Here is a 22,131-nt window from a genome sequence, read left to right on the forward strand (position 1 = left end):
TTATTGTGATGAACACCACCGACCAGTTAAGACAACAACGACGACTGCGTGAATTGAATGCCTCCACAACGAGAGCGTTAACAGCCGATCCCAAGGTGCATATACGACAACAGCAGTTTTATCAGGGCAATCACGTGCTAAATTACGGTCCGCATTTACGCTTGCAGGAAGTAGAAGAAGCGGACTCCTTGCGTGGTGTGGCTGACAGCTTGTCACTGCGCTTGAACTATAGCGATAAACAACTGCATCAAAAGCACCGCCCCGAATTACCCATTGCTCGCCTTATCTTTGATTGGCTAGAAACATTACGTTGCGAATCACTGGTGCCAGATAATTTACCTGGTGTAAAACACAATCTTCAGCAACGCTTTTATCATTGGTCGGCGGGCTTTCATCATGCCGCCCAAAGTCAAACCGAGATCGGCATTCTACTCTACACCACTGCTCAAATGTGCTGGAGTCGCTTACTAGCTTTACCAGTGTATCCTGAAACAGAAGATTTTATTGAGTCAACGAGAGCAGCGTTAAGCGCCTCTTTAGGCGCAGATTTAGCTGGTTTAAGACGCTTTAAAAGCAGTCAAGCTGACTACATCCCCTATGCGCTATCCATTGCCGATTTTATTGCCGCATCCGTAGCACATGCACATCAAAACCATGGAAAACAAACAATAGATGATAAGGAGGATACCGAAGAGGAGCATTTTGCGTTATTCCTGGACATGGACGATTTTGATGAGTCCGAGCAGGAACCGACACATGAGAGTAATACCTCTCGCATTTTGAGCGATGGCGTGAGTCATGATTACCAAGTTTTTATGCGTGATTTTGACACCACTACCTATGTAGCGGAAGGTATACGTCCAGAGCTACTGGAGCAATATCGAGAACTTATTAATCAGCGTCGTCAGCACCAACAAATCTCTTTTCACCTGCTGATTCAACGTCTACGTAAAGTATTATTAACACCTACCGCCACACAATGGGAATGGGATCGTGAAGAAGGCTTGATTGACGGACGACGACTAAGTCAACTCATCAGTTCACCAACAGAGCGACGCTTATTTAAAGAAATGCTACCGCAATGGAGAAATGAATGTAGCGTCAGTTTCTTGATCGACTGCTCTGGCTCCATGAAGCATCACGCAGAAACACTTACTCTTATGATAGATATCTTGATTGAAGCCTTGGAAAAAACTGGTACCAAAACCGAGGTTTTAGGCTTTTCTACGAATGCTTGGAATGGCGGTCGTCCCTATCGCCGTTGGCAAGCAACCGGTCGCAAAGCCAACCCAGGCCGCTTAAATGAAATAGACTTCCGAATCTTCAAAGACGCTACCACGAATTGGCAACAAGCCAATCGCAGTATCATGGCACTACTAAAACAAGACTTGTATCGTGAAGGTGTGGACGGTGAGGCTGTGATATGGGCTGTACAACGTCTATTAGAGCAAGACAGTAAACGCAAGGTGTTATATGTTATTTCTGACGGAGAACCAATGGATAGCGCCACTGCACTAGCCAATCATGACAAATACCTTGTCCATCACTTACAACATGTTTTGGCTCAACAACAACACTTGGGTATTGAGATTTGGGGTATTGGTATCGGCTTAGACCTGGGGCATTTGTATCGGAACTGTCTAATTGCTGATCTAGAGAAAGGCTTGGACAATCACTTTATAGATGACTTTGTACAAAGCCTTAACCCATTTAGGCGCGCTTATTAAGCAAGCCCGCGCTCAAAATCATCCTCGACCATCATCAAAGACTTTGCGGCACGTTGCAAGGCAGGCAATGCTGCCAAAGCCTTATCTGGTGTCATACGCATGATCGGTGCCTGCGTTGCCACTGCCAAATTTGAACGGCTACCATCACGGCGTGGCACTAAAACCGCTACACAAAACAATCCAGGTAAAAATTCCTCGTTGTCAAAAGCGTAACCCTGTTCTTTAACGCGGGACAATTCGCTATTTAATGCATCGAGCTCCGTAATCGTATTCTTTGTATAAGCCTTAAAATTAGCATTACCCAGCATGCGCTTACGTTGCGAAGGAGAGAATTGAGATAACAAAACCTTACCGCTCGCTGAACAATGTACTGGCACTCTAGATCCGGGCCTTAAATAAAACCGTAAGGGCTCATCACTTTCAATGCGATCAACATATAAGACCTCATTCCCAGACAGTGTCGTCAGATTGCAATTTTCACCCAATTCCTCCCCCAATGCACGCAAAATCATATGGCGTGCGCCATAGCGAGTGTCATTGATCAGCAGATCCTCTGCCATGCGCCGGAGGCGCGAACCAATACAATAATGACGCCCATCAACTTCTCGCGCCAACATACCTGAAGCTTCTAACTGTTGCAGCATACGATGCAGGGTGGGCTTAGGCAAATCGGTACTGTCAACCAAGCTTTGCAAGGAAAACTTCTGCTCCTGACTAGCAATCAACTCTAGAAGGCTCAACAAGCGCAAGGTCGGCGTATCGCCCGCAATACTGATTTGCTCTACAAATTTTCTATCTGATAAATTGTCCATAAAAACAAATATCCTCCTTAACAATCCCTTGTTATTAGATTATTTTAATATAAAAACTTGACTTAAATATTAATAAACGGTAGATTTGACATATAATCATAAAATTCGATATAAATAGTATCATTAAATGAGATTAGGGATTATTCGTGTCAATATTACAACAAATCATCAACAGAGCCAAACAAGCTCCTGCGACCATTACGCTATGTGAGGCTGAAGATATTCGCATTTTAAATGCAGCCTTAAAAGCTCAAAATGAAGGTATAGCAAAGATCATCTTAGTGGGAGATGAGAATAAAATCCAAAATAAGGCAAAAGAATATGAGCTGGATATTTCTCTTCTCGAAATCGAAGATACTAAAAGCTCAAAAAATCGTCCACAACTTGTGAACGCCCTAGTAAAACAACGTGCCCACAAGGGTATGACAGCGGCACAAGCTGAACACGCGCTTGACGATCCCTTATGTTTTGCCAATATGATGGTACACAGTGACTTAGCTCAAGGCTCAGTGGCAGGCGCTGTGTATAGCACCGCAGATGTCGTCAGAAACGCTTTGCAATTGATAGGAAAAAGACCTGATACAGCGATTGTGTCGAGCTTTTTCTTGATGCTTTTAAAACAGTCGCCGGACGCACAAGAAAGACCTGTTATCTTTAGTGATTGCGGTCTAATCATTGATCCCGATGTCGAAGAGTTAGCTGCGATTACTATTGCTGCCTCAAAAAGCGCAAAGGATCTTTTGAATGTTGATCCCCGTATTGCAATGTTGAGCTTTTCTACTGCCGGAAGTGCTAAACATCCTGCTGTCGATAAAGTTACACAAGCAGCCACCTTGATTAAAGACAAGCTCCCCAACATCGCCATTGACGGTGAGGTACAATTTGATGCGGCTTTTGTACCTGACATTGCGGCTAAAAAAATCAAACATTCCAGTGTTAACGGTCAGGCAAACGTGTTTATTTTTCCAAACCTAGATGCCGGTAATATCAGCTACAAAATTGCTGAACGTATTGGCGGTGCGACGGCGATCGGTCCCTTACTTCAAGGCTTACAAAAGCCAGCCAACGATCTATCTCGCGGCTGTCATGTGAATGATATCTTTTATGTTATAGCGGTAACTTCACTACAAGCGCAAAGCGTTAATAACTAAATCCTAAATCAATCGTTTAATGGATGGTGCTGTGATGAGTTTGAGCATAGTCAGTTTACTTTTACTGATTGTTGCCGTAGCCACTTACTTTCAGACGGTTACTGGCTTTGGATTAGCCATGATCGTCATCGGTGTGGTCAGTGGCTTTCAAATCACAGAGGTAGCTTTTATTGCCACTGTTGTCAGTTTAATCAGTATTGTCAATAGTGGCGTTGCGCTGCCTAAACACTTACATAAGATTCAATGGCGCAGCGCCTTTATTTGTTTAGCGGGAATAATTCCTTCAAGCATCTTGGGGGTGTTTTTATTAGATTATTTAGGTCATCAAGCAAGTGCAGCCTTAGAGCTGTTACTTGGCGTAATTATTGTCTATAGTGGCGTGCGCTTTGGGCTTCGCCCAAAGCAAAGAGAAACTATCTCTAGCGACAGTTCCTTCTTTATTGTTGGTTTTATTTCTGGACTATGTGGGGGTTTATTTGGAATGCCGGGACCACCATTAATCTTCCATATGTATCGTCAACCATTAAGTATAGCGGTGGTCCGTAATATGCTGTTACTACTGTTTTGCGCCACCTCATTTACACGAACGCTATATGAAGCGACAGCCTATGGGCTTCCTGCCGAAGCACTTTATATTGCGACAATGGCTATCCCTTGTGTGGCTATTTTTACCGTAATAGGGCAAAAGTTTCCACCGCCGCTAAGCCCTAACAATATGAGACGGATGTGCTTTATTACCTTAATTTTGATTGGACTAGGTGTCATCAAAGGTAGCTTCGGCCAACTAATCTAATCACAAGATCCTGCAAAACAAGACGCCCATACAAACATGATGTATGTATGGGCATTTAAAAAGGGCCAAAACTCAAGCTCCAACTAGGAAGATCATAATGTCCCAAACAAAACTGCTTGAGTTACGAAAAAAGCTTAAGGCGCCTTTACAGGTATCACCGTACCCTGATACTTATCCTCAATAAACTTCACGGTTTCAGCACTTTGCCATACCTGATTTAGCTTTTTAATGGCTGCGCTGTCCTTATTATCTTCTCGACTTGCGCAAAGATTGGCATAAGGTGAATCTGCCGCTTCCATAAATAAGCTATCACGTTTAGGATTTAAATCAGCATCCAGCGCATAATTGGTATTGATCACTGCTAAATCCACATCGCTTAACACACGAGGAATGGTGGCCGCCTCTAATTCTAAAAACTTTAATTTTTGGGGATTGTCGGCAATATCACGCGCAGTGGCGAATAAATTCTCTGGATCCTTAAGCGTAATTAAACCCTCTTTTTGCAATAACAATAAGGCTCTGGCACCATTGGTCGTATCTGAAGGAATCGCTACCGTGGCGCCCTTTTTAAGTTCAGCCAGCGAACTAATCTTGGTGGAATAAGCACCTAAAGGCAAAACATACATGTAGCCTTGGGGCTGTAAATTCTGACCCTCATTTTTATTAAACGACTCTAAGTGCGGCAAATGCTGAAAGCAGTTGACATCAATTTGCTTTTCCACCACCTGTTGATTAGGCTGGATAAAGTCGGTAAAGACATGCACCTTTAGATCCACGCCCTGCTCCGCCATTTGTGCCGTCATAAACTCGAGAATCTCCGCAGCCGGCACTGGGGTGGCGGCAACACTCAACTGCTCATTGGCAGCGACAGTATTAACGCCGAATAAAGCACTTAAACCATAAGCAACTAAACTGGCCTTAAAAATTTTTTTCATCAAACATCCTACAACTACTTCTGTTCAGTAGCACTTTCGGCTACCGCTTTCTCACCCTCTGCCGATGCTAATTTGGCTGCGGCTGCGGGACCAACTGCTGCCACCTGCTCTTGCGCTTTTTTTAACTTACCATCGTTATCAAAAGCTTCGGGGTATTTTTTGCGAAAATGATTGGCCAGCATCTTCATCGTCACTAAGTGAATAATGATCAAAAAAGCCACCAGAACCAAGGCAACCCAAAGAATATTTGGATAAGTCAATAATGAATTCATTGGCAATACATCCTCTTAATAGTTAACTTCTAAGTTATCAATTAATCGAGTCGAACCCAATTTAGCGGCACCTAGCACCACTAAAGGTTCCTTGTTGGCGAGCTCTTCGGGGGTGGGTTGCCATAAGTCACGCTGACGGCGTACGCTCAAATAGTCTACGACCCAGCCACGCTCACTCAAATAGACACAGGCCTCACGCTCGATTTGCTCAGTTTCAAGCACACCAGCGGCTAAACGAGCCTCCATTTGCTTGAGTGTTTGATAGAGCTGAATCGCCTCTGCTTTTTCCGCATCCGATAAATAACGATTTCTGGAGGACAGGGCTAAACCATGCTCATCACGCACCGTTTCATGAGCCACAATCTCAACTGGCAGTTGAAACTGACGACACATTTGGCGCACCACCATCAGCTGCTGATAGTCTTTTTTCCCAAAAACAGCGACTTTAGGTTGCACACAGGAAAAAAACTTCATTAAGACGGTCGACACTCCCTCAAAGAAGCCGGGGCGCGACTCACCTTCCAAAATATGCCCTAAATTATCTGGTGTTTGTACACTAAAACTCTGTGGCTCTGGGTAAATCTCATCGAGAGTCGGCGCAAACAGCACGTATACATCGCGCAAGGCCTCTAACTTTTCAATATCCTGTTCAAGCGTGCGCGGATACTTATCGAAGTCCTCATTAGGACCGAATTGCAAGGGATTCACGAAAATACTGGCAACCACTGGATCACCATATTGACGCGCCATGCGCATCAGGGATAAATGCCCCTCGTGCAAATTACCCATGGTCGGCACATAAGCCGTACGCAATTGGCCGCTTAATTGCTGCCTTAGTTCCTCGATAGTGCGAACAACCTTCAAATTAATTCTCCATGACCTCCGTCACGCTAATATAAGCGAGACGAACATAAATCGGGGCATAGGGCTCGACTTGCGTAATTTCTACCAAGCTTTCGCGAGCCAACTCTAATAATGCTAAAAAATGAACAACTACCACCGCCGCCGCTTCTCCGGCCTCAATGCGCTCAATAAAAAGCTCCTTAAACTCCATAAAGCGCACCCCGCCCAAACGGCGCAAGATATGACCCATATGCTCACGCACCGAGAACTGCTCACGGCTAATATGGTGACGCTTATTTAAACTGGCTCGACGCATAATCTCTGCCCAAGCATCACGCAGATCCTCAGCGCTAACCTCGGGCAAAAGCTGTGCCACGACCACGTCCTTATGCACTTTGGCTCGCTGAAAATCCCGACCAATTTGGGGCAACTCATCCAAATGACGCGCTGCCAACTTCATCTTCTCGTACTCTAATAAGCGTCGTACCAGCTCGGCGCGCGGATCCTCCACTTCCTCATCTGAATCCGCCTTTTTAACCGGCAACAGCATGCGCGACTTAATCTCAATCAGCATTGCTGCCATCAACAAATACTCTGCCGCCAGTTCCAAATTATGCTCACGAATCTGCTGCACATAGCCTAGATACTGTCGCGTGAGCTCTGCCATTGGAATATCGAGTACGTTAAAGTTTTGCTTACGAATCAAATAAAGCAAAAGATCCAGCGGCCCCTCAAAGGCCTCTAAAAAGATCTGTAGCGCATCAGGCGGGATATATAAATCCTGCGGCACATTGAATAAAGGCTCACCATAAAGACGAGCAAGCGCCACATGATCAACCGTATCCGGTGTACTATCATGCTGAGGAAGATGTAGCTGCGCTAGTTGAGACTCATCAACAGGCATGAGCTTAATGCGCTAACGACAGGACTTATTTATTGTAGTAAACATAGGGTTTTTGAGGAACACGAGCGGATTTATACTGCTCCTGTAGCTCTAAATCGATGGCCTTATCCCACAGGCGTAGACGACCCTCACGCTGCTTTTGCTCGGTCTCAGGGTGATCCTTTTTGTATTGCTTGATAAACTGAGTCACATCAGAAACATAACTACCCATCATATTTCCTTTTATAAATAACCATAAGTAATTTTAGAGTTTAGCAGAAAGCAAGGCATGGGCTACGCTAAAAAACCCTCTTTACTGTTAAAATCATGCTATCAATAGTTTTATACAGCTTTTTCTCAGGCAGCAATGATTGAATTCCAACACGTTTTCAAATCCTATGGACAGGGACCGAATATCCTCGCCGATCTTAATTTTAAAATTAATGCCGGTGAGTTTATTTTTGTCTCCGGACCTTCAGGTGCAGGTAAGTCCACGCTATTGAAGCTTATCGGCGGCTTAGAGAAGCCTAGCCGCGGCATGATCTCTATCAAGGGTCAGCGCCTTGACAAGATGCAGTCCCGTGAACGACCCTTTTTACGTCGTCGAGTCGGGATTATTTTGCAAGATACTCACCTACTCTACGATCGTAGTGCCTTGGCAAATGTGATGCTGCCGATGGCGGTGATGGGACACAGCACGCAAAGCGCCGAGGCCCGAGCACGTGCTGCCATTTACAAGGTCGGTTTAGGTGGCAAGGAGCGTATGAATCCAATTGAGCTATCAGGCGGTGAGCAGCAACGCTTAGCCATTGCCCGTGCCATTGTTAATCGCCCGGCCATTTTGATTGCTGATGAGCCTACGGCTAACTTAGATCAAGAAAACGCACGCTTAATTCTGGATGTGTTTAAGGACTTTAATCAAGTCGGTGTGACTACCCTCATTGCCTCCCACGATAAGCCTTTATTACAGCAGCACGCTAACCGCACACTTTTAGTTGAACCGGGTCGCTTTGTTGATTTGGGGGTACATTATGCGTAGTTGGCTTAGACAACACGGCTATGCCCTTAAGGTGGCATTACGTCGCATTATCCAAACGCCTTTTTCTTCCTTGGCCAATATCTTAGTGATTGCCTTTGTGCTATCCCTACCCTTGATTGCCGCCTCCTTGCTGGTCTCTCTGGAACCGGTCACCCGCACGGTGTCGGTTAATCCAGCCATCACGCTCTTTATGAAGGACACGCTCAGTCTAGACGAGACGAATGAGCTATCTCAACGCATCCGTGCAGATAGTTCAGATCTGATCCAAATGATTGAGGTGGTTGATAAGAATAAGGCCTTAGAGGATTTAAAAAACACCCCGGCTTGGTCCGAGTCACTCAGTGTGCTCCCTAAAAACCCCCTACCCCACGCCATTATCGTCACCCTCAGCAATTCCGGTCAGGACTTTGTGAATTCCGAACGGGTACTGGCATTAGCCGATGAGTTTGCAGGATACGATGAGGTTGATCTTGTGCAATTCGATAGCGAATGGGTACAAAAGTTACAGGCCATCATGACCTTTATTAAGGTCGTCTTAATATTATTGGCTATCGGGGTCTCCGTGGTCGTTATCGCAACCGTCTTTAATACGGTACGGATGCAGGCCTTGGTTCAACGGGATGAGATCTCCGTTGCCCGTCTTGTTGGCGCTACCGAAAGCTTTGTGCGTCGTCCTTTTTTATACTTTGGGGCGGTGGTCGGCTTTGTGGCCGGGATCGTGGCTATTTTATTAAGTAGTTTTGCGCTAATGCTACTCAATAACTCGATTCAAGAAGTAATTAGTCAGACCTATGAACAGCCCTTTATGGTGCAACTCCCCGAGACTTTTTGGCTGATTTTTAGCATTGTATTAGCCATGATCGTTGCTGCAGTTGCGGCGCGTTGGTCAGTCACTCGCCACAGCAAGTTTTAATTATTAATGACTAGTTTTGTGAATACGCTATGTGCTTGGCAACAAGCACATGGTCGTCATAATTTACCTTGGCAAAGCCAGGACCCCTACAAAGTCTGGCTTTCTGAAATTATGCTGCAGCAAACGCAGGTCACGACAGTGATTGATTACTATCAACGCTTTCTAGAGCGCTTTCCTGATATTTTTAGTCTTGCCGCTGCCGAACAAAGCGAGGTCTTAAGCTATTGGGCTGGACTGGGTTACTATGCACGAGCACGTAATCTACACCGTTGCGCCCAGATCGTGGTGGCGGAGTATCAGGGCGTATTTCCACAGACACCGGAACAGATCATGGCGCTACCGGGCATCGGTCGCTCCACCGCCCATGCCATCATGGCCTTTTGCTATAACGCCCCTACGCCCATTATGGATGGCAATGTTAAACGGCTATTTACCCGCTACTTTGGCATCATCGGTCCCACCACTAGCGCTGCCGTGGAAAAGCAGTTATGGACTCAAGCAGAAGCAACACTACAAACGGCGCTTAAGCAAAACCAGCAAACGCTTGATATGGCTTGCTACACGCAAGCCCTGATGGACTTTGGATCCTTGATCTGCACTCGCTCAAAGCCCCAGTGTGAGCGTTGCCCACTGGCTGCAGACTGCTATGCCAAAATGCATCATATGCAACAGCAACTACCGACACCCAAGGCTAAGAAGTCCACGCCCACACGCCATACGGTCATGTTAATGTTAGTGCATGAGGGGCAGATACTATTAGAGCAACGACCGCAAGCAGGGATTTGGGGTGGGCTGTTATCATTACCCGAGTTTGCTGATGAAGAAACACTGCTGCATTATTTACAACATCGCGGTTTAGCCCCAACAAGCAAAAAAGAGCTAATTAAACTAGCTGCTTTTGAGCATATTTTTAGTCATTTTAAGCTGCATATTCAAGCGTATTTAGTTAGGATTAAGGAAGTCAATCAACTACAAAGCTTTGAAGCTGAGCGCCAATTTTACCCTCTCAGTCAATGGCAAACACTGCCTTTACCCAAGCCGGTGAGCAGCTTATTAGACACCCTAAGTGAGCTGAGTGACAGCGCAAGCTAGCGCTCTAGATATTCGCGTTTATCCTCGCTACTCGGTACATAATTCGCAATACTCATTAACATACCGCAAGCCAGCCCCAAGGTCACCAAAGCGGTACCACCATAGCTCATAAAAGGTAAGGGCACGCCCACCACCGGCAAAATCCCCATGACCATGCCCATATTGACAAAAATATAGACAAAAAATGTCATGGTAATGGCACCGGCTAACAAACGTCCAAACTGGGTTTTGGCCTTTAAGGCAATGATAAAGCCACGCAACAGCAAGATGGTATATAGCGCCAATAATAAAATACAGCCATATAAACCAAATTCCTCAGCATAGACCGCAAAAATAAAGTCCGTGGTACGCTCAGGAATAAAATCCAAATGGGTTTGCGTACCTTGCATATAGCCTTTACCATAAACCCCACCGGAGCCAATCGCGATCATCGCTTGAATCGTGTGGAAGCCCTTGCCCAAGGGGTCTTTAGCTGGATCCATCAAGGTGCAGACGCGATGCTTTTGATACTCACGTAAAACCACCCAGTCAAACTCCGGCTGACAAAGTGTTTCTTGAAATGTGATAATCAGGGTCAAAGCGGTCACGCCAATCACAAACACCGGCAAAATCAATTTAAATGAAAGACCGGCAAAATAAATCACAAAAAAACCGCTAGCAAAGACCAATAAGGCCGTACCTAAATCTGGCTGCTTAATAATCAAAGCAAATGGCACTAATAAAAGCAGCGTCGCCACCATAAAATCCATTAAGGATAAACTGTTGCGATAACGGTCAAAATACCAGGCCAACATCAACGGCATTGCAAGCTTCATTATCTCTGAGGGTTGTAAGCTAATCACCCCTAAATCCAGCCAACGCGTCGCCCCCTTTTGAGTGGTACCAAACAATAATACCGCAAGCAGCAACAACAGCCCCAAGCCATAGACTGGCACGGCCAAACGCATCAATAAAGGCGGCTTAACCATGGCCATAAACCACATCGCAAAAAAGGCCACGGCAAAGTTTCTGAGCTGGCCCGCAAAACGATAGTCGGTACTACCGACTGCTGAATGCATCACCAACATACTTAGACCGAAAAAGGCCAATAAAATAAGCAGTAGCGGCCAGTCAAAACTGCGTAAAGAACGCAGTATTAGATTCATCAGCTTAGTCATCATCCGCCAACGCCTCCCTCAGCTGGCGTCAAAGCACGGCGACGCGTTTGCTGATTCGTAGTGGGATTACCGACAATCTCCGGTAATGGCTGCTGTTCATCCTCTTCTTCAAGATTCGTCGGTGCCGCAGGAATTTCGATATCGGGTGACACACTTTCGGAGAGATCGCCCTCCTCCAAGAAATTCGGCACATAGCTTTGTTGATTGCGATGCTGTACATCATCGGCTAACCAATAATCAAAGACCTTTCTGGCAATCGGCGCGGCGACCGTAGAGCCCCAGCCGCCATTTTCTACGATCACTGCCACCGCAATGGTGGGATTTTCAACCGGTGCGTAGCCCATATACAGCGCATGATCATGTAAGCGCTTATTCAGATTACGCGCATTATAGGTGGCTCCACGGAGGCTAAATACCTGTGCTGTGCCGGTCTTACCAGCGGATTTATAATTTGTGCCTTGAAACACGCGGCGCGCCGTACCATGGGTTGGCACTTCTGCCAAAGCCCTTTTAATCACATCAATATCTGCCTGCCTTAAATCGATTTTATATTCAGGCGCTCGCACCACTTGTTCGGCTCGTCGTTGGCTCGGATTTTCCAACCAATTAACAATATGCGGACGCGTATAAACACCGTTGGCAGCCAAGGTCGCCGTGGCTTGGGCTAATTGCATAATGGTAAAGGAGTTATAACCCTGCCCTACCGCCACTGAAATCGTCTCACCCGGGAACCAGCTTTGTTGTTTCGGATTTTTAAAGGCACTTTGCTTCCATGCGCGTGACGGTAAAATACCTTTTTTCTCATGTGGTAAATCAATACCGGTTTGCTTACCAAAGCCGAACTGAATGGCAAAATCATGGATAGCATCGACCCCCAAAATCGGCCCTAAGCCAAAGAAATAGGTATCTGAGGACACCACTAAGGCCCGGTGCATATCCAACGAACCATACACCGCACTACCTGCGTTTCTAAAACGCTGTCCGCCAAATTCAAAATAACCGGGGTCATGAATACGGGTTTTAGCATCGCGCGCATTGAGGGTTAAAGCAGCCAAGGCAATAAAAGGCTTATAGGTAGAACCAATAGGAAAGGTACCGTAAATCGGTCGATCAATCAAAGGATGATCGGGTGAATCCGATAAACGACGCCAATTCTCTACATCAATCCCATCAACAAATAAATTGGGATCAAAGGATGGTGCCGATACATAAGCTAAAACCTGACCATTTCTCGGATCAATCGCAACCACCGCACCACGTTGAGAATTTTTTTCATCATTAAATACCCCCTCAATCATGCGCTGTAGTCCCATATCAATGGAAAGTCTGAGGTTATCGCCGGGAATGGGATCACTACGCTCTAACACCCGTACCGGGCGGCCAGAGGCGGCAATTTCAACTTGCTCCCAACCGGGCTTACCGTGCAACTGCTTTTCATAGCTGAGCTCAAGCCCTTTTTTACCAATTACATCGGTGCCCCGATAATCACCAATTAAGCCTGCCTCCTCAATGCGCTCACGGTCTTTTTCAGAAATACGACCAATATATCCAATTAAATGCGCAGCCGACTCACCCTGCGGATACTCTCGCACCCAACGCGCGCGAATGCTAACACCTGGATACTTAAAAGCGCGCACTGCAAAGGTGGCTGCCTCTTCATCCGTCAAATTACTGCGCAGAATAATTGAGGTATAGCGGGTATTGGCCTCCATCCGCTGCTTAAAGCGACGTATATCCAAGGTCGAAATGGGAATGATGTTCGACACTTCCTCGATCAGCGCATCAATATTTTTCACCTGTCCGGGCACCACCTCAAGGGTGTAATCTCTATAGCTATGCGCCAGAATTTCGCCATTGCGATCATAGATATTACCCCGTTTGGGCGTGATCGGTACCAAGGAGATACGGTTATTATCGGCCCGTTCAGAAAAGCCCTGATAACGTTCTACCTGCAACACCCAAAGACGGTAAATCAAAATCGTAAAGCAAGCCAACACAAAAACCGCCGCCACTGCAACACGCAAGCGATTTCTGCTACGCTCGATTTTGATCCGTCGTCTTTGTTCAAACATCGTTCAGCCCACTACACTACCGCATCTTCATCATTTGCTAGCTGCCAAGGTAGCTTCAATACCAGATGTACACAGAGCCACAAAAATACATTAAGAAAGCCCCCCAACATCCAGCCCCAACCGCTCCAGGTACCAGCGGCCCAGGCATGAATCATATGCTGTGGCATCGGCACCAATAAAAAAACCGGTAGCATATAAACCATTTGACCGATGACGTCAAAATTCATCATCACTTTGCGGATTTTAACCACGCAATACATGGTAAACACATAGGTCAATGCACTACTACCTAAAATGGTCGTATCATGCACGTCCAGCAGATAACCAAAGATAAAAGCCGCTACCAAACCTACGCCAGCTGCACTATGCGCCCCCCAAAAAGCTAACACCACGAGCAATAAATCGGGTGAGCCCTCCCAATTTCTCCACGGTAGAAGCGAGGCCATTGCAGCAAAGAAAATACTGATCCACACATAGTAAGGATTAGCGTAAAAGGTATACTGCACGGCGCGTAAAGGACGTAGACTCTCTAAATTACGACGACCCTGCTCGCGCTCATTTTCTCTACGTACCATCGCTATTGCTCCTTGAACAGTGCTTCTTCATCCACCTCATCAGGGGGTGTATGTAATAACACCAAAAAATGACGATGACGGTCTGGGTGAGCACTAGGCTCAGCAATGGCGCGCACAAAACCTTGGGCACTATTCGTTTCGATGGAGGTAATACGTCCTATCATCAGCCCGGCGGGATAATAACCACCAATCCCGCTACTGACCAACTCATCGCCCACCTTGATATCAACATCGAGCGATAAATAACGCACTTCAATCTGTCCCGGTCTACCGCTTCCAAACACCAATACTCGGATGCCGTTTCTTTGTAATAGTGCCGGTACTGAGGTCTTATCATCAGTAACCAAGGCCGCTTCCGAGGTCTGTGCAGTGACGCGACGAATTTGACCAACAATACCGCCCTCGGCAATCACCGGCATACCCGGTTGAATCCCGTCATAACTGCCTTTATTTAAGATAATGGTTTCCTTAAAGGGATGCGCTGGTGTATACAAGACCTCCACCGCCACCGAAGGCACTTCAACTGAGGCCTTAACCCCCAAAAGACGGCGTAGCTGCACATTTTCCGCCTCCATTTGCATCGCCCGCATACTTAAGCGGGCATTTTCGATGCGAGCGCTTTCGCTCGTGCGAATTTGCGCCTCGGTCTGGGTCACAAAGCGTGACCAATCATAGACGCTGCGAACCAAATCCTTGGGCCAAATCGCCACCCGTTGAAAGGGATAAATTAAGGTCGCAGAAAGGCGTCGAACGGGTTCTAAAACCGACCAATTCGCATCAACAATCATGAGAGCAACACATAATAAGGCTAGAAAGAATAGCTTCACCTCACTAGCTATTCCCTGCCTAAAAAGATGTGGTGACTTTTTAGTCGACATTGTAAAAGCGGAGAAAAAGAGCGATGGCTAACACTTACTCATTAACAAAAACAGTGCCTAAACGCTCTAAATGCTCTAAGGCCTCACCACAACCATTAACCACACAAGCCAGTGGATCCTCGGCCACCACTACTGGAATACCTGTCTCTTCTTGCAGTAAACGATCGAGGTCGCGCAATAAGGCACCCCCACCGGTTAAGGCAATGCCTTTTTCCGTAATATCTGCACCTAACTCAGGTGGTGTCTGCTCTAAACCAATTTTGACCGCTGACACAATCTGATTTAAAGGATCACTTAAAGACTCTAAAATCTCTTTGGAGCTGATGGTAAAGCTGCGCGGAACACCCTCGGTCATATTACGACCCTTGACCTCAATCTCCTTATTTTCGGTGGAGGGGAAAGCTGAACCAATCTCTTTTTTAATCAGTTCTGCTGTCGGGTCACCAATCAGCATGCCTTTATTGCGACGAATATAGTTGATGATCGATTCGTCAAACTTATCACCGCCGACACGTACGGAGCCCTTATACACCATACCACCTAGCGAAATCACGGCAACCTCAGTGGTGCCACCCCCAATATCGACTACCATTGAACCGCTGGCGTCGGAGACATTAAGCCCAGCACCAATTGCTGCCGCCATGGGCTCTTCAATCAAATACACCTGACTAGCACCAGCACCCAAGGCCGCCTCGCGGATAGCACGACGTTCGACTTGAGTTGAACCACAAGGCACGCACACAATAATGCGCGGGCTTGGAGAGATCAAGCTACGCGGATTGACCATACGGATAAACTGCTTAATCATCTGCTCAGTCACCGTAAAGTCGGCGATCACACCGTCCTTCATCGGACGAATGGCTTCAATATTGCCAGGAACACGGCCTAGCATCTGCTTAGCTGCCTGACCGACGGCCTGGATAATCTTACGACCGTGGGGACCACCCTCGTGACGAATCGCCACCACCGAAGGCTCATCTAAGACAATACCCTTACCCCGTACATAAATTAAAGTATTGGCGGTTCCGAGGTCGATCGCCATATCCGTTGAAAAATAACTTCTGAGAAATCCAAACATGATTAAGAGTCTTTGCGATTACAAACAATAACGTGCCTACGGTGTGAAACAGAGGCGTTTAGTGCGTCGAGAAATGCCTTTATAGGTAGCAATAGCAGAATAAAAGGCACGACTTAAAGTCAAAACCTGCCCATCAATACGAGCCATTTGCCCATACTAATCTGAGAGTTAACATATGATAACGTATTATGATAGCGAATCGACAGGATTGCGCCTCAATTCTGAAGATGTAACATTACACTGAAGGCCTAGCCTACTTAGCTAATCTCAGCAATGATTTACAGATACATGAGCCGCTTAATCTGCGTTCTATCGTTGATGCTATCCACACGAAAATTACGCTCATGGCTTAAGCTAGGCGTATCCTCGCAAAGCGCCAAGAAGCAATGCCGCAATCAGCTAGCTTCTCAACACATCAATGCCCTAGATAACTTATAATAATACCCTTAACGCTATAATCCTAGGGCATCAGGATACCTCCTGACTAGCCCTCAAAAACACTATCGATAAACAATCATGTCCTTATCTAATCAAGATGTTAAACACATTGCCCAGCTGGCGGCAATTGAGCTTTCAGCTGAGGAATTACAGCAGTACGAAGGTGACCTTAACTCCCTACTGACGCTATTTAATAGCTTAAAAAGCATTGACACCGAGGGTGTTGCACCCCTAACTCACCCTTTGGCCATGTTGGCAGAGGTGCAGTTGCCTTTGCGTGATGATATTGTCACCGAAGCTGATACGGTAGCCCATCGCACAGCCCTGATGAGTAATGCACCGGCCCAAACCGACGGGGTCTTTTTGGTGCCCAAGGTTATTGAATAATTGATTGAGTTAGCTATGTCATTTCCTACCATTGCCGATTTAAATAAAGCACTTAGCAAGAAGCAAGTAAGTGCGGTGGAATTAGCTCAGGAGGCACTTAACAAGGCCTCGAGCTTAAAGCAATTAAATGCGTTTATTGAGATAAATGAGGAATTAAGTTTGGCCCAAGCGGCCGCTGCCGATGATTTATTAGCCCAGGGACAAGGTGACTACCTCACCGGTATCCCCATGGCTCACAAGGATAATTTCGTCACCGAAGGCTGGAAAACGACAGCCGCCAGTAAAATGCTCGCCAACTATCTGAGCCCTTTTGAGGCGACGGTGGTAGAGGATTTACGCAAAGCCGGCACAGTCAACATTGGTAAGCTAAATCTTGACGAGTTTGCGATGGGCTCAAGCAACGAGACCTCCTACTTCGGAGCCTGCTTAAACCCTTGGGACCACAGTAAAATTCCCGGCGGCTCATCGGGCGGTTCGGCCGCTGCCGTTGCTGCTGGCATTATTCCTTTCGCTACGGCAAGCGACACCGGTGGTTCTATTCGCCAACCGGCAGCGCTTTGCGGAGTAACCGGTCTTAAAGCCACCTACGGCGCCATCTCACGCTGGGGTATTATCGCTTATGCCTCCAGCATGGACCAAGCAGGTATTATCGCTCGTAGCGCTGAGGACATCGTACCAGCCTTGGATCGTATTTGTCACTATGATGCGCGCGACTCTAACAGTGTTAATTATTGCCTTGCGGATAAGAATGAGATTGGCCGTGTACAGGCTCAATACGATAATCAGCGCCGTCAATTTGATAGCGCCGGTGATAAGCCACTCAGCGGTTTACGCGTCGGCGTACCACTCGAGTACCAAGGTGATGAGCTAAATGCAGAGGTTGCAACAGCAGTTAAGGCGGCCATTCAGCAACTAGCGGATCTGGGCGCAGAGATTGTGGAAATCAGTCTACCGCATACACCTGAATGTATTCCAGCGTACTATATTTTATCGCCTGCAGAGGCTTCTTCTAATCTCAGCCGCTTTGACGGCATTCGTTTCGGGCATCGCAGCACCGAAGCTGACAATATTGAGCAATTGATTGCCCGCTCCCGTGCCGAAGGCTTTGGTCATGAAGTACGTCGCCGAGTTTTACTGGGCACCTACGCCTTGTCCGAGGGCTATTATGATGCGCTCTATGTCAAAGCACAACGTGTACGCCGCTTAATTGCTGACGACTTTAAACGCGCCTTTGCCGAGCAATGTGATGTGATCGTAGGCCCTGTAAGTCCTAATGTAGCGCGTAATATCGGTGACAATAAGGATCTCAAAGCAGAGTGGCTAGGTGATATTTTCACCCTCAGCGTCAATCTTGCAGGCCTGCCTGCCATGTCTTTACCATGCGGTTTTAGTAGCGATGCCAAGCCTTTGCCCATCGGTTTACAACTGATTGGCAATTATTTTAAAGAGGGGCAATTGTTGGCCATCGCTGACCGTTATCAACAAAGCACAGACTGGCATACACGTAAACCGACGGAAGTTTAAAAAATGAAATGGGAAATTGTTATCGGTCTGGAGACGCATGTACAGCTCTCGACCGCTTCTAAAATCTTTTCCGGCAGCAGTACCGCTGTTGGTGCCGCACCTAATACGCTAACCTGCGCCAATGACTTAGCGCTCCCGGGCACGCTACCAGTGATGAACCGTGCTGCCGTCCATAAAGCCATTCAATTCGGCTTAGCGATTAATGCCAAGGTGGCCGAATTTTCGCAATTTGAGCGCAAGCATTATTTCTACCCTGATCTACCTAAAAACTATCAGACCTCACAACTGGCACACCCAATTGTCAGTGGTGGTCAAATCAGCTTTATGGTGGGCGATGAATTAAAAACATTAAATTTAACGCGTGCTCACCTAGAGGAAGATGCGGGCAAATCATTACACGAAAACTACCACTTTGAGGACGGTCGTCCGGCCACGGGGATTGACTTAAACCGTACTGGCACACCGCTATTAGAGATTGTTACCGAGCCTGATTTACGCTCAGCTGCTGAAGCTGTCGCCTATGCACGTGCTTTACATAGTTTAGTGGTGTGGCTTGGCGTGTGTGACGGTAATCTGCAAGAGGGTAATTTCCGCTGCGATGCCAACGTTTCCGTACGCCCCATGGGACAAAAGGAGCTCGGTACACGTACCGAAATCAAAAACGTCAACTCCTTCCGCTTTTTAGAACGAGCCATTGCCTATGAGGCGCAGCGCCAAATCGAGGTGCTCGAAGACGGCGGCAAAATCGTTCAGGAAACCCTTCTTTACGACGATGTCAATGACGAAACGCGCAGTATGCGTAGCAAAGAAGATGCGCAAGACTACCGCTACTTCCCTTGCCCCGATTTACCCCCTCTCATTGTGAGTAAGGAGTGGATTGAAGAAGTTCGTGCGGCTTTGCCTGAATTACCGGCAGCTTGTCGCCAGCGCTATGAATCCGAATTAGGGCTATCAGCCTATGATGCGGCGCAAATGACGGTCAATCGTGAGACCGCTGATTATTTTGAAGCAGTCTTAGCTGAAGCTGGTCAAAAACAAGCTAAAACCATCGCTAACTGGATTATGGGTGATGTTAACGCCACGCTCAATAGCTCCGGCTTGGAAATGGCTGAGATTCCAGTGACCCCAACTGCGCTTGCCAAGCTCGTTACTCGCATCAGTGACGGCACGATTTCTCATAAAGCCGCACGCGATGTATTTCAAGCGCTATGGGCAGGTGAGCATGAGGCTGATGTTGATAAAATCATTGAAGCCAAAGGGCTTAAGCAAATTAGCGACAGTGGTGCCATTGAAGCCTTAGTTGATACCGTCCTAGCCGCTAATGCCGATATTGTTGAAGAATACCGCTCAGGCAAAGACAAAGCCTTCAACTCACTAGTCGGTCGCGTCATGCGCGAAGCTAAGGGTAAGGCCAATCCGGCACAAGTTAATGAGATTCTGAAGCAAAAATTAAGCTAATAGCTTTAACATTGATTTGACCTCCTTCCCCACAAGAGCCAAGATTCTCGTGGGGAAGTTTAAGCTGATAACCACAGTCTTAGCTCATAACACTATTTAAAAACTCTGGCACTCAGCTTAGAGAAACTCATCCGGCTCCCTTCTCCCAGACAATAAGCCGTTCAATCCAAGTCAATGGCCAACGATAGGTCGTTTAATAACGTCGTCATATTATCCAGTTACATTATGGTGACCTTTACTAATTAAAATAACGACTCCATCAATCAACGGCTCATATGAACAGTTTTTCTAGCTATCCGCTAATCTTTAAAACTCAAAGACCATTTAACGACTTTGCTCATGACGATATGCAATTTGGCGATATATCAGCTGATTTGCTACAAAAAAAATTCGGTCTGCGCAACGTATCAAATTATGTTGATCCCTATAAACTAGTAAAGAAGAAACCTACAGGTATTATCACCACCCCCAGCCTACATCTCTTAGAAAAAATAGGACAATACTCCACCGATATCACTTATAAAGAATGTGCTAAGCTCATGTTTAATGAGTTTATAACACTAACTCGGGCTTTTAATGGGATTGGTTCAGGCACCTACGCACCTCTCATCGAGCGATTAGTCCGACATATGCAATATGGTCAGGGGACGCCCTATTTTGATCCAATGTTGGATCTCGCATTCGAAAGGCAAATCAATAATGACTCTAAAATTAATGCCTCAAAAAGAATGTTAGCGAACTCTCTCTCAGAATTTGTTGATTGGAATAAAAAACAGCTACTACTCAATGAAATAATAAAACCAAACTCAGCTTTTTTAAACTCAATAGCTGAATCTATACTCCCAAAATTCAATCGAACCACAGACAATTTCAACGGCATGCGAATCTCAGTGCATGATGTATATGCCATTAGTATTCGAATCAATCCCGCCTCGTTTAAAGTTCAAGGCAATCGTTTCGGTGTCGATGTGTATTATCAAGGACAAGATCATTTTGGCCTAGATCAAGAGGATATTTTAAACCCTCGTTTTAAACGTTTACGAATATTCCCCATCTGGTTTGTACTGCAGCGTTACGACAAATTTAAACCATTTTGCTTTAAACCTTTCTTTACTAACATGAAAGCAAAGATAAGAATTGAGGGACAACGCAACTAAGACGATTAGCCACTCCCCTTTTACTATACCAATGAAACAACTGCACTGATTATTACGAAAAACCACAAGGAGAACAACAGTGACAACGCCCAAACACCAACCTACATCAATCACCAAAACAATAGGTTTTCGTGTGTTTATCTTTCTATTGCTACTGGCCGTTGTCTCGTTTAGTTATAGCTACCTCAATAAAACCTTCTTCAATGAACGCCAAACCAACATCCTAGCGGACGCAACTCGCCTTGTTTCAAAGGCCTCAGGAGCGGACTACATCTTCTTAACAAACCCACCTAAAACGAGCCAAGGTCTCATTGGTTGGTGGATTGAACATCGCCAACTACTAGCGGATTCCTACGGTATCCCCAAAAATGAGCGAATGCAAATTTTTATCTGGGATGCCACGAAGGGATTTAGAGAAACGGATGAACATGATTTCTTCAGTACCGCCAACCTATCCTGCTTCAAAGCCATTACGAGCAAAGAGAACTGCCTGGATTTTGATTACCTAATCATGCGGATCTCCACAACACATGATGGCACCTTTGTTTTCAGGACTATCCATGACGACACCTATCATCAACGTCCTGGCGAAGAAATTAAAAAATCAATATTTGATAATTAAAAAACTTTCTCGTTATGTTCGTTTTCCGAGAGATCTATTTTCTTATCAACGCTGATAAACTGAAGAAGTGTCCAAATTTCCATACCAGACTAACCTTCGCTCACAAAAAAAGCTCTGCCGTCATCACGCACAGAGCCCTAGGTTTTGTTTTTAGTTCTCCTGTCTTCAGCGCTTTTTCTTGGGTCACCCAACAGTTCTTATATAAATCAATGACTTAGGTTAAAATCGTGGTGTTTTTGGGTGACCCGCGAGGTTTAACATGTTTATTCGTGAGAAGAAAAACAAGTCAGGTTGAGACCTTTGCAATAACCCCTCAAACTTCCTA

22 protein-coding genes are annotated in these 22,131 nt (G+C 46.1%); 11 read left to right on the forward strand and 11 right to left on the reverse strand.

Annotated features, from left to right (window positions below; translation table 11 throughout):
• Positions 1-8 precede the first annotated feature (8 nt).
• The gene (locus HMPREF3179_RS08360) at positions 9-1,727 is read left to right on the forward strand and encodes a cobaltochelatase CobT-related protein (RefSeq protein ID WP_070470626.1); all 1,719 of its coding nucleotides are present in this window, start codon (positions 9-11) and stop codon (positions 1,725-1,727) included.
• Here HMPREF3179_RS08360 and HMPREF3179_RS08365 read toward each other — a convergent pair.
• Positions 1,724-2,539 (reverse strand): IclR family transcriptional regulator, encoded by an 816-nt coding sequence (locus HMPREF3179_RS08365; protein ID WP_018027048.1) that lies wholly within the window; start codon positions 2,537-2,539, stop codon positions 1,724-1,726. The genes HMPREF3179_RS08360 and HMPREF3179_RS08365 overlap by 4 nt on opposite strands.
• Positions 2,540-2,685: 146 nt before the next feature.
• Here HMPREF3179_RS08365 and pta point away from each other — a divergent pair, with 146 nt between their 5' ends.
• Together pta and HMPREF3179_RS08375 are read left to right on the forward strand one after the other, a co-directional pair.
• Positions 2,686-3,690, forward strand: a complete 1,005-nt coding sequence (gene pta / locus HMPREF3179_RS08370; protein WP_070470628.1) for a phosphate acetyltransferase — start codon at positions 2,686-2,688, stop codon at positions 3,688-3,690.
• Positions 3,691-3,724: 34 nt separating this feature from the next.
• Positions 3,725-4,483, forward strand: a complete 759-nt coding sequence (locus tag HMPREF3179_RS08375; protein WP_070470644.1) for a sulfite exporter TauE/SafE family protein — start codon at positions 3,725-3,727, stop codon at positions 4,481-4,483.
• Positions 4,484-4,617: 134 nt separating this feature from the next.
• Here the strand turns inward: HMPREF3179_RS08375 and HMPREF3179_RS08380 are convergent, their stop codons facing one another.
• From HMPREF3179_RS08380 to HMPREF3179_RS08400, 5 genes are read right to left on the reverse strand one after another with little or no spacing between them, the layout of a single operon-like run.
• Complete coding sequence (locus tag HMPREF3179_RS08380) at positions 4,618-5,418, reverse strand: MetQ/NlpA family ABC transporter substrate-binding protein (protein ID WP_070470630.1); 801 nt, start codon at positions 5,416-5,418, stop codon at positions 4,618-4,620.
• A gap of 14 nt (positions 5,419-5,432) precedes the next feature.
• A complete protein-coding gene (locus HMPREF3179_RS08385) occupies positions 5,433-5,690 on the reverse strand; it encodes a hypothetical protein (protein WP_070470632.1) in 258 nt (85 codons plus the stop codon).
• 15 nt (positions 5,691-5,705) lie between these two features.
• Positions 5,706-6,554, reverse strand: coding sequence for a pantoate--beta-alanine ligase (panC, locus tag HMPREF3179_RS08390; protein WP_070470634.1), 849 nt, complete (start codon positions 6,552-6,554; stop codon positions 5,706-5,708).
• 1 nt (position 6,555) lies between these two features.
• Positions 6,556-7,437: a segregation and condensation protein A gene (locus HMPREF3179_RS08395; RefSeq protein WP_018027054.1), complete on the reverse strand. Its 882-nt coding sequence runs from the start codon at positions 7,435-7,437 to the stop codon at positions 6,556-6,558.
• Between the two features lie 25 nt (positions 7,438-7,462).
• A complete protein-coding gene (locus HMPREF3179_RS08400) occupies positions 7,463-7,651 on the reverse strand; it encodes a DUF3460 family protein (RefSeq protein ID WP_026156913.1) in 189 nt (62 codons plus the stop codon).
• 132 nt (positions 7,652-7,783) lie between these two features.
• Here HMPREF3179_RS08400 and HMPREF3179_RS08405 point away from each other — a divergent pair, with 132 nt between their 5' ends.
• Genes HMPREF3179_RS08405 through mutY form a run of 3 tightly spaced genes read left to right on the forward strand, consistent with a single transcriptional unit; the run spans position 7,784 to position 10,460 of the window.
• Positions 7,784-8,455 (forward strand): cell division ATP-binding protein FtsE, encoded by a 672-nt coding sequence (locus HMPREF3179_RS08405; protein ID WP_018027056.1) that lies wholly within the window; start codon positions 7,784-7,786, stop codon positions 8,453-8,455.
• Entirely contained in the window at positions 8,448-9,368 is a 921-nt protein-coding gene (locus HMPREF3179_RS08410; protein WP_018027057.1) for a cell division protein FtsX, read from the forward strand. The genes HMPREF3179_RS08405 and HMPREF3179_RS08410 overlap by 8 nt, the downstream gene beginning before the upstream one ends.
• Positions 9,369-9,374: 6 nt before the next feature.
• Positions 9,375-10,460 carry an A/G-specific adenine glycosylase gene (gene mutY, locus HMPREF3179_RS08415; RefSeq protein ID WP_070470636.1) on the forward strand — a complete coding sequence of 362 codons (1,086 nt, stop codon included), beginning with the start codon at positions 9,375-9,377 and terminating at the stop codon, positions 10,458-10,460.
• Here mutY and rodA read toward each other — a convergent pair.
• The 5 genes from rodA to HMPREF3179_RS08440 are packed head-to-tail and all read right to left on the reverse strand — an operon-like array spanning position 10,457 to position 16,220.
• Positions 10,457-11,617, reverse strand: coding sequence for a rod shape-determining protein RodA (gene rodA, locus HMPREF3179_RS08420; protein WP_036559356.1), 1,161 nt, complete (start codon positions 11,615-11,617; stop codon positions 10,457-10,459). The two genes, mutY and rodA, sit on opposite strands and share 4 nt — an antisense overlap.
• Positions 11,617-13,689 carry a penicillin-binding protein 2 gene (gene mrdA, locus HMPREF3179_RS08425; protein ID WP_070470638.1) on the reverse strand — a complete coding sequence of 691 codons (2,073 nt, stop codon included), beginning with the start codon at positions 13,687-13,689 and terminating at the stop codon, positions 11,617-11,619. Before mrdA ends, rodA begins: the two co-directional genes overlap by 1 nt.
• Before the next feature lie 11 nt (positions 13,690-13,700).
• Positions 13,701-14,264: a rod shape-determining protein MreD gene (gene mreD, locus HMPREF3179_RS08430; RefSeq protein ID WP_018027061.1), complete on the reverse strand. Its 564-nt coding sequence runs from the start codon at positions 14,262-14,264 to the stop codon at positions 13,701-13,703.
• A 2-nt stretch (positions 14,265-14,266) separates the two neighbouring features.
• Entirely contained in the window at positions 14,267-15,142 is an 876-nt protein-coding gene (gene mreC / locus HMPREF3179_RS08435; RefSeq protein ID WP_070470640.1) for a rod shape-determining protein MreC, read from the reverse strand.
• Between the two features lie 34 nt (positions 15,143-15,176).
• Entirely contained in the window at positions 15,177-16,220 is a 1,044-nt protein-coding gene (locus HMPREF3179_RS08440; RefSeq protein WP_026156915.1) for a rod shape-determining protein, read from the reverse strand.
• A 516-nt stretch (positions 16,221-16,736) separates the two neighbouring features.
• On the opposite strand from HMPREF3179_RS08440, the gene gatC reads away from it, so the two are divergent.
• The 5 genes from gatC to HMPREF3179_RS08465 all read left to right on the forward strand — a co-directional run bounded on the left by gatC (position 16,737) and on the right by HMPREF3179_RS08465 (position 21,806).
• Positions 16,737-17,045, forward strand: a complete 309-nt coding sequence (gene gatC / locus HMPREF3179_RS08445) for an Asp-tRNA(Asn)/Glu-tRNA(Gln) amidotransferase subunit GatC (RefSeq protein ID WP_018027064.1) — start codon at positions 16,737-16,739, stop codon at positions 17,043-17,045.
• Positions 17,046-17,060: 15 nt separating this feature from the next.
• Positions 17,061-18,569 (forward strand): Asp-tRNA(Asn)/Glu-tRNA(Gln) amidotransferase subunit GatA, encoded by a 1,509-nt coding sequence (gene gatA / locus HMPREF3179_RS08450; RefSeq protein ID WP_040614236.1) that lies wholly within the window; start codon positions 17,061-17,063, stop codon positions 18,567-18,569.
• A 3-nt stretch (positions 18,570-18,572) separates the two neighbouring features.
• On the forward strand, positions 18,573-20,027 hold the full coding sequence (gene gatB, locus HMPREF3179_RS08455) for an Asp-tRNA(Asn)/Glu-tRNA(Gln) amidotransferase subunit GatB (RefSeq protein WP_018027066.1): 1,455 nt from the start codon (positions 18,573-18,575) through the stop codon (positions 20,025-20,027).
• A 275-nt stretch (positions 20,028-20,302) separates the two neighbouring features.
• Positions 20,303-21,184, forward strand: a complete 882-nt coding sequence (locus HMPREF3179_RS08460; RefSeq protein WP_018027067.1) for a DUF3289 family protein — start codon at positions 20,303-20,305, stop codon at positions 21,182-21,184.
• Between the two features lie 79 nt (positions 21,185-21,263).
• Complete coding sequence (locus tag HMPREF3179_RS08465; protein WP_018027068.1) at positions 21,264-21,806, forward strand: DUF943 family protein; 543 nt, start codon at positions 21,264-21,266, stop codon at positions 21,804-21,806.
• Positions 21,807-22,131: the final 325 nt, after the last annotated feature.

This window comes from Oligella sp. HMSC09E12 (genome assembly GCF_001808505.1).
Classification (GTDB): Bacteria; Pseudomonadota; Gammaproteobacteria; order Burkholderiales; family Burkholderiaceae_B; genus Oligella; species Oligella urethralis.

What these genes read in the sequence shown, in the direction of transcription:
- mreC (WP_070470640.1), bottom strand. Translation starts at nt 15,142, where the DNA reads ATGTCGACTAAAAAGTCACCACATCTTTTTAGGCAGGGAATAGCTAGT.
- HMPREF3179_RS08385 (WP_070470632.1), bottom strand. Translation starts at nt 5,690, where the DNA reads ATGAATTCATTATTGACTTATCCAAATATTCTTTGGGTTGCCTTGGTT.
- HMPREF3179_RS08405 (WP_018027056.1), top strand. Translation starts at nt 7,784, where the DNA reads ATGATTGAATTCCAACACGTTTTCAAATCCTATGGACAGGGACCGAAT.
- mreD (WP_018027061.1), bottom strand. Translation starts at nt 14,264, where the DNA reads ATGGTACGTAGAGAAAATGAGCGCGAGCAGGGTCGTCGTAATTTAGAG.
- rodA (WP_036559356.1), bottom strand. Translation starts at nt 11,617, where the DNA reads ATGACTAAGCTGATGAATCTAATACTGCGTTCTTTACGCAGTTTTGAC.
- gatC (WP_018027064.1), top strand. Translation starts at nt 16,737, where the DNA reads ATGTCCTTATCTAATCAAGATGTTAAACACATTGCCCAGCTGGCGGCA.
- HMPREF3179_RS08360 (WP_070470626.1), top strand. Translation starts at nt 9, where the DNA reads ATGAACACCACCGACCAGTTAAGACAACAACGACGACTGCGTGAATTG.
- HMPREF3179_RS08395 (WP_018027054.1), bottom strand. Translation starts at nt 7,437, where the DNA reads ATGCCTGTTGATGAGTCTCAACTAGCGCAGCTACATCTTCCTCAGCAT.
- gatA (WP_040614236.1), top strand. Translation starts at nt 17,061, where the DNA reads ATGTCATTTCCTACCATTGCCGATTTAAATAAAGCACTTAGCAAGAAG.
- HMPREF3179_RS08410 (WP_018027057.1), top strand. Translation starts at nt 8,448, where the DNA reads ATGCGTAGTTGGCTTAGACAACACGGCTATGCCCTTAAGGTGGCATTA.
- gatB (WP_018027066.1), top strand. Translation starts at nt 18,573, where the DNA reads ATGAAATGGGAAATTGTTATCGGTCTGGAGACGCATGTACAGCTCTCG.
- HMPREF3179_RS08400 (WP_026156913.1), bottom strand. Translation starts at nt 7,651, where the DNA reads ATGATGGGTAGTTATGTTTCTGATGTGACTCAGTTTATCAAGCAATAC.
- mrdA (WP_070470638.1), bottom strand. Translation starts at nt 13,689, where the DNA reads ATGTTTGAACAAAGACGACGGATCAAAATCGAGCGTAGCAGAAATCGC.
- HMPREF3179_RS08380 (WP_070470630.1), bottom strand. Translation starts at nt 5,418, where the DNA reads ATGAAAAAAATTTTTAAGGCCAGTTTAGTTGCTTATGGTTTAAGTGCT.
- HMPREF3179_RS08460 (WP_018027067.1), top strand. Translation starts at nt 20,303, where the DNA reads ATGAACAGTTTTTCTAGCTATCCGCTAATCTTTAAAACTCAAAGACCA.
- mutY (WP_070470636.1), top strand. Translation starts at nt 9,375, where the DNA reads ATGACTAGTTTTGTGAATACGCTATGTGCTTGGCAACAAGCACATGGT.
- HMPREF3179_RS08365 (WP_018027048.1), bottom strand. Translation starts at nt 2,539, where the DNA reads ATGGACAATTTATCAGATAGAAAATTTGTAGAGCAAATCAGTATTGCG.
- HMPREF3179_RS08440 (WP_026156915.1), bottom strand. Translation starts at nt 16,220, where the DNA reads ATGTTTGGATTTCTCAGAAGTTATTTTTCAACGGATATGGCGATCGAC.
- HMPREF3179_RS08375 (WP_070470644.1), top strand. Translation starts at nt 3,725, where the DNA reads ATGAGTTTGAGCATAGTCAGTTTACTTTTACTGATTGTTGCCGTAGCC.